The sequence below is a fragment of the Bradyrhizobium sp. CCBAU 45389 genome (genome assembly GCF_028128625.1).
Classification (GTDB): Bacteria; Pseudomonadota; Alphaproteobacteria; order Rhizobiales; family Xanthobacteraceae; genus Bradyrhizobium; species Bradyrhizobium liaoningense_B.
Genome location: NZ_LBIY01000002.1, coordinates 642,929 through 654,375 on the forward strand (window position 1 = coordinate 642,929; position 11,447 = coordinate 654,375).

Annotated in this window: 10 protein-coding genes; 3 read left to right on the plus strand and 7 right to left on the minus strand. The window is 65.1% G+C overall.

The features are described from left to right. Position 1: 1 nt before the first annotated feature. Positions 2-2,098, minus strand: a complete 2,097-nt coding sequence (locus XH79_RS02770) for a GumC family protein (RefSeq protein ID WP_271580557.1) — start codon at positions 2,096-2,098, stop codon at positions 2-4. 279 nt (positions 2,099-2,377) lie between these two features. Here XH79_RS02770 and XH79_RS02775 point away from each other — a divergent pair, with 279 nt between their 5' ends. The 3 genes from XH79_RS02775 (at position 2,378) to XH79_RS02785 (ending at position 6,117) form a co-directional block, all read left to right on the plus strand. Beyond that, positions 2,378-3,568 (plus strand): glycosyltransferase family 4 protein, encoded by a 1,191-nt coding sequence (locus tag XH79_RS02775; RefSeq protein WP_271580558.1) that lies wholly within the window; start codon positions 2,378-2,380, stop codon positions 3,566-3,568. A 29-nt stretch (positions 3,569-3,597) separates the two neighbouring features. Beyond that, entirely contained in the window at positions 3,598-5,133 is a 1,536-nt protein-coding gene (locus XH79_RS02780; RefSeq protein WP_271580559.1) for a glucosamine inositolphosphorylceramide transferase family protein, read from the plus strand. A gap of 123 nt (positions 5,134-5,256) precedes the next feature. After that, positions 5,257-6,117, plus strand: a complete 861-nt coding sequence (locus XH79_RS02785; protein WP_271580560.1) for an alpha/beta hydrolase — start codon at positions 5,257-5,259, stop codon at positions 6,115-6,117. 107 nt (positions 6,118-6,224) lie between these two features. Here XH79_RS02785 and XH79_RS02790 read toward each other — a convergent pair whose 3' ends face one another. From XH79_RS02790 to XH79_RS02815, 6 genes are all read right to left on the minus strand, one after another. Beyond that, complete coding sequence (locus tag XH79_RS02790) at positions 6,225-6,557, minus strand: Rieske (2Fe-2S) protein (RefSeq protein ID WP_333938755.1); 333 nt, start codon at positions 6,555-6,557, stop codon at positions 6,225-6,227. Then, a complete protein-coding gene (locus XH79_RS02795) occupies positions 6,550-7,254 on the minus strand; it encodes an ABC transporter ATP-binding protein (RefSeq protein WP_271580562.1) in 705 nt (234 codons plus the stop codon). Before XH79_RS02795 ends, XH79_RS02790 begins: the two co-directional genes overlap by 8 nt. Further along, on the minus strand, positions 7,247-8,029 hold the full coding sequence (locus XH79_RS02800; protein WP_271580563.1) for an ABC transporter ATP-binding protein: 783 nt from the start codon (positions 8,027-8,029) through the stop codon (positions 7,247-7,249). Before XH79_RS02800 ends, XH79_RS02795 begins: the two co-directional genes overlap by 8 nt. Continuing rightward, entirely contained in the window at positions 8,029-9,075 is a 1,047-nt protein-coding gene (locus XH79_RS02805; RefSeq protein WP_271580564.1) for a branched-chain amino acid ABC transporter permease, read from the minus strand. The genes XH79_RS02800 and XH79_RS02805 overlap by 1 nt, the downstream gene beginning before the upstream one ends. Next, positions 9,072-9,944 carry a branched-chain amino acid ABC transporter permease gene (locus XH79_RS02810; protein ID WP_271580565.1) on the minus strand — a complete coding sequence of 291 codons (873 nt, stop codon included), beginning with the start codon at positions 9,942-9,944 and terminating at the stop codon, positions 9,072-9,074. Before XH79_RS02810 ends, XH79_RS02805 begins: the two co-directional genes overlap by 4 nt. 287 nt (positions 9,945-10,231) lie before the next feature. Next, positions 10,232-11,386, minus strand: a complete 1,155-nt coding sequence (locus XH79_RS02815) for an ABC transporter substrate-binding protein (RefSeq protein WP_212344569.1) — start codon at positions 11,384-11,386, stop codon at positions 10,232-10,234. Positions 11,387-11,447 lie beyond the last annotated feature (61 nt).

Consider the following 11,447-nt stretch of genomic DNA (forward strand, 5'->3'; position numbering starts at 1 on the left):
GTCAACCGGCGAGGCCCAGCACTTCGCCGCGACGCTGCACCGACGCGGAATCGGCCGGCACGTGATTGACGACGATCCCGGTCGGCACGCCACCAAAGCGGGAGAGCGCGGCAGTTGCCCGGCGCATGGCGGCTGCATCGACCGCATCTTCGCGCGCGACCAGAATGACGAGATCGGCATGCGCGGCCAGCGCCGCCGCCTCCGGCTGCAAGGCCAGCGAGGTCGCATGGACGACGATCAGATCGAACTCGGAACGAATATCGTCCGCGGGTAACGACTCCGGCCGATTGCTCGCGCCCAGAAGTGCACTGACGCTGCGGAAGTTCGCGATTGTCACGCCCTCTGCCTGCCCCTTGGCAAGCCCAGCCTCTGCACCGCCAAGATCCGGTTCGACGCGGATCAGGACGCCCAGCTTCCCCCTGTTCACCGCCCACCGGTTCAGCGATCGCGCAACGGTGTTGCCGCCGGCACGCTTGCCGACCGACAACACGAGGGCGACCTTGCCCCGGGCTCCCGGCGTCTTCTCCAGCTTGTCGAGCACCGGACGCAGATGCGGACCGAGATCGGGCTCGCCCGTCGTGGATACCGGACCTTGCCAGATGTTCCTCGGCGTATCGCCAGGCAACAGGTCGGGAATGCGGGCCCATACCGGCGGGCGCGGCCATGCCGCGGGCTGGCGCGGCGCCGGATCTGGCGCAGGATTCTCCTCAGCCGCCTTGTCGGATCCGCGCCCGGTCGCGGCAACGACCGCCGTCGACGTCAGCAGCGAGCCGATCGCGAGAGCGGCGAGCAATAGAGGCAGCGGCGGAAGGGTCGAGCGCAGCGGCGGAATGGCTGGCGAGGCCACTTTGGTCTGGGAGCTCTGCAGAAGACGCTGCTCGTTCGTCGTCTTGGAGCGCGAGAGGAATTGCTCGTAGATGTTCCTGTTGGCCTCGGCGTCGCGCTGCAGCTCCTGGAGCTTCACCAGGGCCTGACCGTCGACCAGCAGCTGCGATTCAGCCGCCTTCATCTGGCTCTCAAGCGCCTTCTGCTGGTCGCGCTGGGACTCGTATTCCGATTTTGCGGTGTCGATGCCCTTGGACCGCTCGACCTCGATCTGCCTGTTGAGATCGTTCAACTGGCCGTACGACATCACCAGGTCAGGATGGCGATCGCCGAGCACCGCGCGCTTCTGCGCAATCTGGTCGTTGAGGGCCGATCGCTGCGCGCGTAGCGCGCTCAGGAGATCCTGCCTGGCGGGGGCCTCGACATTGGCCTTCACGTCGCGCTGCGCCTGCTCGTAACGGGCTTTTGCTTCTTCGGTCCGGGCGCGCGCCGCCGCGACCTGCTGCGACAGCTCGGTCACGCGCAATTGCTGCGTCGTGGAATCCTTGCCGGCGTTGACGATCCTGTGCTCGAGCTTGAACGCAGCGACGGCGTCTTCCGATGCCTTCAACCGGTCGTTCAGTGTCTTGAGCCGGCCGCTCAGCCAGTCGGCGGCCTCATCGGTCGCCTCGGTGCGGATGCGGGTCTGGCTGGCCACGAACGCCTCGGCGATCGCATTGGCATAATAGGCCGCCCGCTCCGATCGGTTCGAGGTGAAGCGGATCGCGATGACATAGGTGAGCCCGCGCCGGGAAATATCGAGACGGTTGCGGAATCGCTCGAGCAGGCGCGCAGGGTCGGTGTGCCCTCCGGAAATGTCCTCGTCGTCGCGAATCTTGAGCTGCTCGATCAGCGGCTTGAGAAAGCCGTCGGACTTCGCCACTTCGACGAGGCTCTGCAGCGCGGCGCTGTCCTGCCCGATGCCGGGCAGAACGTCCTGGTCCGTGGTCACACGCTGCTCGCGGGGATCGACGACGACCAGCGCGGTTGCGGCAAATCGAACCGGGATCACCAGGAGAACGACGACGCCGAGGGCGAAGATCGCAAGCGCCAGCGTCAGGATACGGCGAGCATTGTCGCGAAGGAAGGTGAACGCACCCGAGGCGGTGAGCACGCCGCCAAGGCGCGCGGCCGTTCCGCGAGGCTTATCGGTCGACGCAGTCCGGGTCTGCCACGACGCGGCGACAGCGGTCGATCCGGAACTTGTCGGGTCTGCGCGGCGACCGAACGTCATGGACTTTACTCGGATTCAACTGGCGAACACTGTTCGGTCGCCTGCTCCACCGTAAATATCTATGGTTAATCGGCGGTTACCCGCCGCTCGCGCGACCGTCACCAATTGGTTAACGTGCTCGCCTCACGCTGTGCCGAAACCCGCGGAATTCCCGTGTGATCAGCGCTGTTCCGACGGTGCGCGCATTAACTCCGTTTGTTGCTAGTCGATGTCCGCGCGATGCCCGCATGATAGGTACGGGGTTAAGAAGGTGAACGTTTCATTAGCGGGTCGGGATCAGTGCTCCACTACCAACCAGGCGCAGAACTGGGCGATGCACCGAAGCTGCCGTCCACAGCAGCAGTCCTCGCAAGACCAGACAGCGGCGCAACCATGCCGCACGTGCTCCTCGTCCAGACCCAGGCCGAGAACGCGGGTGCGCAGGAGATCTCCAGGCTGCTCGGTGCCGGCCTCTCCGCGCGCGGCTACCGCGTCACCCACCTGTTCTTCTTCCGCAAGTCGGAATCGTTCGACGAGCCGCCGGATACGCTCTATTGCGCGGCGAGCCGGCCGGGAAATCCGCTGGCGCTGCTGCGGATGCTGTGGACGCTCGGTCGTCATATCAGGACCACCAGGCCCGACGCTGTCCTGACGTTCCAGCATTTCGGCAACGTCATCGGCGCGGGCGTATCTCGCCTCGTCTGCCGCGCGCCTGTCGTCGCCAATCAGGTCTCGTCCGCGCTGTCGATGAGCTGGCCGGTCCGTACCGCCGACATCGTCATGGGCAGTCTCGGCTTCTTCGATCGCATCACCCTCAACTCGCAGGACATGCAGCGCGAATATTCGCGCTACCCCGCGGCCTATCGCGCGCGCATGGTGCATGTCCCGCACGGTTTCGACGACAAGGCTCTCACGCTGTCGAAGGAAGCCGCACGAGCGAAATTCGATCTGCCGCACGACTGCACCCTGCTCGGTTGCGCCGCGCGGCTGCACCCGCACAAGCGGCTCGATGCGGCGATTCGTCTGTTGCCGGACCAGCCGTCCTGGCACCTTGCACTGGCCGGCCAGGGCGCGGACGAAACTCGACTGAGGCAGCTTGCGGATGAATTGAAGGTGTCGGACAGGCTGCATCTGCTCGGCGAAATCACCCCGCGCCTGATGGCGGACTTTCTCGCCTGCCTCGACATCTTCGTGTTCCCGACCCAGGCCGAGACCTTCGGCCTCGCCGCGGTCGAGGCAGCGAACGCCGGCGTTCCCTCCGTCGTCACCGATCTTCCCGTGCTGCGCGAGGTGCTGTCGTTCGAGGGAAAACCGACGGCGCTGTTCGTCGATGCATCCGATCATGCGAAGCTGTCGGCAGCGGTCTCGAAACTCCTGACCGACCACCCCTTGCGCGATGAGCTGCGACAAAACGCCAAAGGCCTGAGGTCGCGCTATTCGGTAGACGCCATGGTGGAGGAATACGTTCGAATTCTCGGCCAAGTCATTTGACCTGACAGGTTGGAATAGATGGGCTCGACATGATCATCGAGTTTCGCTGTGAAATTGAACATGCGCGGCGGTGGATGGACCGCCAAACGCTGTCGATCGACGGGCGCGACGTGCCGGTTCAAATCGCATGGGCCGCAACGGCAGAGCCGCGACCGGCAGGTCTCGACATGCTGTTCGAACTCGAACGTCTTGTGCTGCACAAAGGCAAAGCGGGCGGCGCCGACAAGCTGAAGATCATTCCGGAACGAACGCAGACGCGCACCGGCACCGCCGACGTGATCGTCGATTTCACCAGCGCTGCGCGGGACCCAAACTGCCCTGCCCGGCTGTATCTCCGCCCGCGGTTCAATGGAGCCGCAGGCGAGAACGCCGCGCTCGCCGCCATCCTCGCCGGCGACCTGCCGGTGATCGAGATCGTCAACGAGGTCGACGGCACGGTCGTCGATCGCGGCCACCCGTCCGGAGAGATTGCGGCCGGCCTCAGCGGCGCGCTCGAAACGGTCATGGCGCGAACCCTGACCATGGTGGCGGCGATCGCATCGGGACGGCCGCGGATCGTGCCGCAGCTTGCGTATCCCGCCGCGACGACGAGCCAGCGCGGACCCGCTGGCTATGTCGCGCGCGGGCTTGCCGTGTCGATCGCCAAGGAGATCTATCGCCTCTGCTGCTACGCCCCACACTGGCACATCGGGTGGCGCTTCAACGACAATGCTGGCGTCTGGCAGACGGGGGATCTCTCAGGGCCGGGCTGGACTGTGCTCGGCGATCCCGGAAACCACTTTTACGCCGACCCCTTCCCCGTCACCTGGCGCGGACGGACATTCGTCTTCTTCGAGGATCTCGATCACCGCGTCGGCAAGGGAATTATCTCGGCGATCGAGTTCGGCGACACCGGCCCGATCGGCGAGGTCGTGCCGGTGCTGGAAGAGCCCTGGCATCTGTCCTACCCGTTCCTGATCGAGGACGATGGCGAGTTGTGGATGATTCCGGAGAGCTCGCTTGCCGGCGACGTCGCGCTCTACAAATGCGTCCGGTTTCCGGACAAGTGGGAGCGGCACGCGACGCTGCTGGCAGGCCTCGAGCTCGCCGATGCGACGATCACGCAGCACAACGGCCTCTATTATCTGTTCGGCGCCTGGCGCGACGGCAGCGGCGGCTATTCGGATTCGCTCGCGATCTATTACGCCGAGCACCTGCTCGGTCCCTGGCTGCCGCACGCCAGCAACCCTGTTATGATCGATCGCGCCAGCGCGCGACCCGCCGGGAATTTTGTCACCATCGATGGCAAACTGTGGCGCCCGGTGCAGGACTGCGCCGAAGGCTACGGCGCAGGGCTGGCGCTGGCGGAAATTATCGAGCTATCGCCGACGACGTTCAAACAGATCGTCCGCCATTCGCTGAAGCCCGGACCGCTATGGCCCGGCCGGAAACTGCACACGCTGAATCGCTGCGGCCGGCTCGAGGTGATCGACGGATCGCGGGTTCAGCCGAAGACGCGTGCCTTCTCGCGTCAGTTTCCGTCGGCTATCCTGTCGCCGCGAACAAGCCCATCGACCGCCTGCTGAGCGGAGTCCCGCGAGCGGCGCATTCCTCGCCTGAGCGCGAGCGACGTTCTATTCGCGCGGGATTCGTGGCAGACAGGAGAGCGCGACGCCGATCACAGCCACGATAGGCCGCCCGGAGATTCCATGGTCAACACCACAAGCTCGACGCATCGGCCACTCGATCCCCGCAGCAAATGGGCCGAGTTGTCCCAGGCGGAACGCAGCGCCGCCTATGACAACAACGCGGCCGTCAAGAACAGCCCGGCGCTGATTGCCGAACGCAATGAAGCTTCGGCCAAGCTGCGGGGCACGCTAAAATCCCATCTCGATTTGCCTTACGGCGAGCGGGCGAACAACAAGATCGATCTCTACCCGGCCGCAAAGCCCGATGCGCCTTGCCTGGTGTTCGTACATGGCGGCTATTGGCAGCGCAATTCGCGCGAGCTGTTCGCCATGCTGGTCGAAGGCGCCGCCGCACATGGCTGGTCGGTTGCCATTCCCGGCTATTCGCTGGCGCCTGAGGTGTCCCTGACCGACATCGTCGCCGAGATCCCCCGTGCGCTCGACTGGCTCGCGGCGCACGGCGCATCCTATGGCGTCACCGGGCCGGTCATCCTGTCGGGCTGGTCGGCTGGTGCCCATCTCGTCGCGATGGCGCTGAACCATCCGCGCGTCCATGCCGGGCTCGCGCTCTCGGGCGTCTACGATCTCGCACCGATCCGCGATACCGGGCTCAACACCGCGCTGAAGCTGACGGACGAGGAGATCGCGACGCTTTCGCCCTTGCGCCTGCCGGTGACGCCAAAGCGCCTCGACATTGCCTACGGCAGCGGCGAGCTGCCGGCGCTGGTGTGCGATTCAATCGACTTCCACGAGAAGCGCGCGGCGGCGGGAGCGCCGGGCAAGCTCATTGCGGTCGAGGGCGCCGATCACTTCACCATTCTCGAGGCGCTGCGGCGGCCGGACGGCGTGCTGGTGGAGGCCGCGCGGCGGCTGCTGGATTAAAAAAGTTCGAAAACAACCCCATGCACAGTAGAACGCCCTTGTTTCCAAAGGTGAATTCACGCCACGCGTGGCTTTGACCCGTCGGGCAAAACAGGAGCATGATGCCATCATCGCCCCGGTTGCCGCTGCTCCGCCTCAATCCAGATTTGCCCGCTCGTGATCCGCACCGGATGGAGCCGTAACGGCGGGCTTGGCCATCCCGCGGTGATCGCTCCGTCGCGCAAATCGAACGATGCCGCATGACGCGGGCAATGCAGCCGCCCCGCCGTCACCCGCCCCAAGGCAAGATCCGCCTGTTCGTGCGGGCACGCACGTTCGCAAACGACAACATCGCCCTCGTTCCAGATCACGAGCAGGTCGCACCCGGGAACGCGGACGATCGCCTCGCGCTTCAGCCGGTCGAGATCGCAGACGGCAATCCACCCGGCCGCATCATCCACCGAGATAGGCTTTCCGCACATGCTCGTTCTCGATCAGCTCGGCGCCGGCACCGGACAGTACGATGCGGCCGTTCTCGAGCAGATAGGCGTGGTCGCACATCTCGAGCGCGGCAAACGCGTTCTGCTCCACCAGCAGCACCGTGGTGCCGGCATCGCGGATGCCGCGGATGATCGCAAAGGTGCGCTCGACGATGTTGGGCGCAAGGCCGAGCGAGGGCTCGTCGAACATGATCAGCCGCGGCCGCGACATCAGCGCGCGGCCGATCGCCAGCATCTGCTGCTCGCCGCCGGACAGCGTGCCCGCGGCCTGCCGCCGCCGCTCGGCGAGCCGCGGGAATTCCGTGTAGATGCGATCGCGATCAGCCGCGATCTCGCCCGAACCACGACGAAGGTATGCCCCCATGTCGAGATTCTCCTCGACGCTCATATGCGGGAACACGCGCCGCCCTTCCGGACAATGCGCAATGCCGCTGGCCAGCACGCGCGGCGGCCGCGCCCCGGTGATGTCGATGCCCTCGAACTTCATCTGCCCGGAGCGCGGCGGCACCAGGCCGGAAATCGCGCGTAGCGTCGTGCTCTTGCCGGCGCCATTGGCGCCGATCAGGGCGACCAGCTGCCCGGCCTTCACGTCGAGCGAGATGCCGCGCAGCGCGGTGACGCCGCCATAGCCGCAGACCATGTCGCGGATCTCAAGCACGTCCCGCTCCATGTCCGAGATAGGCTTCGATCACGGCCGGATCGTTGCGGATCACATCAGGCGTGCCTTCCGCGATGATACGGCCATAGTTGAGCACCACGATGCGGTCCGAGACCGTCATCACCATGGGCATGTCGTGCTCGACCAGCAAAATCGTGATGCCGCGGTCGCGAATGCTGCGGATCAGCTCGACGAAGCGGTGCGTTTCCGAGGCGTTCATGCCGGAGACGGGCTCGTCCAGCAGCAGCATTGACGGCTCCGCCGCGAGCGCCAGCGCGACGCCGACGAGGCGCTGCTCGCCATAGGAGAGCGAGCCGGCCGCATCGTGCGCGCGGCGTTCGAGGCCGACCCATTCGAGCAGCTCGCTCGCGCGCTGCCGTAAGCGGCGCTCCGAGGCACGCGCACCCGGCAGACCGAGGATGGCGTCGAGCAGCCGGACCCGGCCCTGACGATGCAGGCCGATCAGGAGGTTGTCGTAGACGGTATCATTGGGAAACACGCTGGTGCGCTGGAAGGTGCGGATCAGGCCGAGATCGGCGATCTCGTGCGGCTTCAATCCGGTGAGCGTCGTGCCCTGATAGGTGACGCGGCCCGCGCTCGGCGTCAGGAAGCCGGTCATGACGTTGAAGGCGGTGGTCTTGCCGGCGCCGTTCGGGCCGATCAGGCTGACGATCTCGCCCTCCCCGACCGTAAAGCTCATGTCGGAGATCGCGACCAGCCCGCCGAAGCGGACGGCAACCTGATCGATGGTCATGGCAATGCTGCGTGCGGTCATCACGCCGGCTCCTTGGCACCGGTCTCAGTGAGAGCGACCGGCGCCAGCGCCGTCGTGTCACTCCTGCGCCTTGTCAATCGCTGCGCCAGCGAGGGCACGATGCCGCGCGGCAGCACGAACAGGATGGCCATCAACACGCCGCCATACGCGATCCATTGCGCTTCCGGTGCCATCACCGGACGCAGCGCCACCGGCAGCAGCCCGAAGATCAGGCCGCCGACGACGGGCCCCGCGAGCGAGCCCTTGCCGCCGCTGATGACCATGATCACCATGGTGACGGTGTTGATGAAGGCGAACACTTCGGGATCGATGATCCGGATGTAATGCGCATAGAGGCTGCCGGCCGCCCCCGCGATGGCGGCCGAGATCACCGCTGCGATCGTCAGCGTCCTGGTCACATCGATGCCGACGGAGACGGCGAGCGTTTCATTTTCCATCAATCCGCGCATGGAACGGCCGAAATGGGAATGAACGAGCCGCGCGATCAGGAGATAGGCGATGAGCGCGACGACCAGAACGAGGTAGTAGTTCTGCATCTTGGTCCGCAGCGTCAGCTCACCAATGCCCGGCAATGGCAGTGCGATGGAGGGAATATTGGTCAGCGCCAGCGGTCCCTGCGTCAGCTCGACCCAGTTCAGCGCGACCAGCCGCACGACCTCGGCAAAGGAGATCGTGACAATGACGAAATAGGCGCCGCGGACACGGAACGAGAGCAGTCCGACGAAATAGCCGCACAATCCGGCGACCAGGATCGCGAGCACGAAGCCGACGATGGGCGGCCACGGCGCGTGGACCAGACGGAAACCTCCGGGCAGGCCGATGTCGAAGCCGAGCGATGTCAGCGCGCTGACATAGGCGCCGATGCCGAAGAAGGCGATGTGGCCGAGGCTGAGCTGGCCGGTGAAGCCGAGCAGCAGATTGAGGCTCATTGCGCCGATGACGAAGATGCCGGTCGTGATCAGCGCGTTGAGGAGGTAAGGATCGCGCAGCCAAAGCGGCACCGAGGCGAGCGCGGCGACGGCGAGAATGGTGATGATCGCCCTCATCCGACGCGCTCCGCGCGCGCGAACAGGCCGGTCGGCTTGAAGATGAGAACCGCGATGATGATCAGAAAGCCCATGGCGTCGCGGTAGCCCGACGAGACGTAGCCGGCGCCGAGCTCTTCGGCGAGCGCCAGGATGAAGCCGCCGATCACCGCGCCCGTGATGTTGCCGAGACCGCCGAGGATGACGATGGCGAAGGCCTTCACCGCGGCGAGATCGCCCATCTGCGGGAAGATCACATAGACCGGCCCGAGCAGCGCGCCGGCGGCGGCGGCCAGGCTGGAGCCGATCGCGAAGGTCGAGGTGTAGATCATGTCGACATTGACGCCCATCAGCGAGGCCGTGTCGTGGTCCTGGAAGGTCGCGCGCATCGCGCGGCCGAGGCTGGTCCTGTTGATCAGAAGATACGTCACCAGGATCAACATTGCCGCCGCAGCGAGCACGAACAGGCGCAGCCAGGACACCGACACCGGCCCGAGCACCAGCGGCGCCTCCGGAAACGGCGTTGCCACCGATTTGGCGACGCCGCCCCAGATCCATAGCGTGCCCGACTGCATCGCGATCCAGGCGCCGATCATGACCAGCATGGTCGTATCGATGTCGGAGCCGCGCAGCGGTCGCAGCAATGTCAGCTCGATCGCCGCACCCAGCAGCCATCCCGCCAGCACCGCCACGGGCAGCGCAAGGAAGAAGTTCAGCCCGAGCTGCTGCACCACGATGAACATGATGTAGGCACCGAACGTGTAGAGCACGCCGTGCGTAAAATTCACGACGTTCATGATGCCGAAGATCAAGGTCAGCCCGATGCCCAGCAGCGCATAGGTGCCGCCGAGCACGAGCATGTTGACCAGATGCTGGAGGAATTCGCTCAAGGTTGTTTCCGAATGACTCGTAGTAAGTTTGGGCTATCGCATATGACTGTAGGAGGGTGACGGATGACCTCGGCCTGCATGGTTCGAGACGCCCGCTTTGGCGGGCTCCTCACCATGAGGGTCTGATATCTCGCCGCAGAACGCGACCTCATCCTGAGGGCCCGCCGTAGGCGGGCGTCTCGAAGGATGGGCCGCAGGCAAGATGCCCGCCACGTTCTTCTTCATCTGCGATAGGCCTACGTAGTGCGGCGAGAGCGGCGATATGCCGCCCTCGCCCCTCCAATGGTTTAGAGCGTCTTCATCTCGACCTTGCCGTCGTTGATCTCGATGAGATAGACGTTCGGCTGGCTCTGCCCGCTCTCCTTGCCCTCGGGGCCGGACTTGCGGAACACGATGTCGCCGTTCAGCCCCTTGATGTTGATGTTCCAGAGCGCCGCCTTGATCGCCGCGGGTTCGGCCTTGCCCGCTTTCTCGATCGCCGCAGCCGCCGTGCGGATGCCGTCATAACCGCGAAAACTCTCGGTGCAGCCGGCGAACTCGAAGCCGCGCTTCTTCCATTCCGTGATGAAATAGTTGGTCGCTTCCGGGTTCGGCGTCTTGTCCGGGAACCAGGGCAGGAACGTCGTCAGATGCATGGTGCCGTTGGCCGCGGCGCCCGCCTGGGCGATGATCTGGTCCGGGTTCTGCGAGCCGCCGGTGGTGATGATCCGCTTCTTCAAGCCCAGCGCGGCGGCCTGCTTGAAGATCAGCGTGAGCTGGTCGACCGCGGTCGTGACGATCACCGTCTCGGAATCCGAGCTCTTGATCTTGGAGAGCTGCGCGCTCATGTCCTGCGCGCCCTGGTCCATGGTCTCGACCAGGCCGATGGTGATACCCTTGTCCTTCATCATCTTGCTGAAATCCTCGGCGGTGCCGCGGCCCCAGTCGTTGTTGATGACGAGGAAGTCCACCTTCTTCAGCGCGAGCTTGTCGACAATGCCCTTGAACGCGGCCGCCTCGACCGCCGAGGGCGGCGAGATACGGAAGATGAAGGGGTTACCCGTCGTCGTGATCTTGCCGGAAGACGAGGTCTCCACCACCATCGGTGTCTCGTATTCCATCAGCTTCGGCATCACCGCGAGCGTCAGGCTCGAGCCCCAGGCGCCCATCAGCACCGGCACCTTGTCGCTGGTTATGAGCTTTTCGGCGACGGCGGCCGCTTCCGTCGGGTTGCTCTTGTTGTCCTCGATGACGAGCTCGATCTTCTTGCCGAGGATGCCGCCCTTGGCGTTGATCTCGTCGGCGGCGATCTTGGCGCCGTTGACGACGTAAGTGCCTGACGCAGCGAACGCGCCGGTGAGCGGCTCGTTGACGCCGATCTTGATGGTCTGCGCCCCTGCGGCGCCGCCGAACAAGGCCGTCGTCAGCGCGATTGTCCTGACTAGTCCGAGTGTTCGTGTCATGTTGTCTCTCCAAATCCCACGCTGTTGATTGTTATGGCAGTCCAGGCTTCGTCACTTCCCG

Excerpts from the sequence above, each read along its gene's own strand:
- XH79_RS02770 (WP_271580557.1), bottom strand. The coding sequence starts at position 2,098 with ATGACGTTCGGTCGCCGCGCAGACCCGACAAGTTCCGGATCGACCGCT.
- XH79_RS02780 (WP_271580559.1), top strand. The coding sequence starts at position 3,598 with ATGATCATCGAGTTTCGCTGTGAAATTGAACATGCGCGGCGGTGGATG.
- XH79_RS02785 (WP_271580560.1), top strand. The coding sequence starts at position 5,257 with ATGGTCAACACCACAAGCTCGACGCATCGGCCACTCGATCCCCGCAGC.
- XH79_RS02800 (WP_271580563.1), bottom strand. The coding sequence starts at position 8,029 with ATGACCGCACGCAGCATTGCCATGACCATCGATCAGGTTGCCGTCCGC.
- XH79_RS02805 (WP_271580564.1), bottom strand. The coding sequence starts at position 9,075 with ATGAGGGCGATCATCACCATTCTCGCCGTCGCCGCGCTCGCCTCGGTG.
- XH79_RS02815 (WP_212344569.1), bottom strand. The coding sequence starts at position 11,386 with ATGACACGAACACTCGGACTAGTCAGGACAATCGCGCTGACGACGGCC.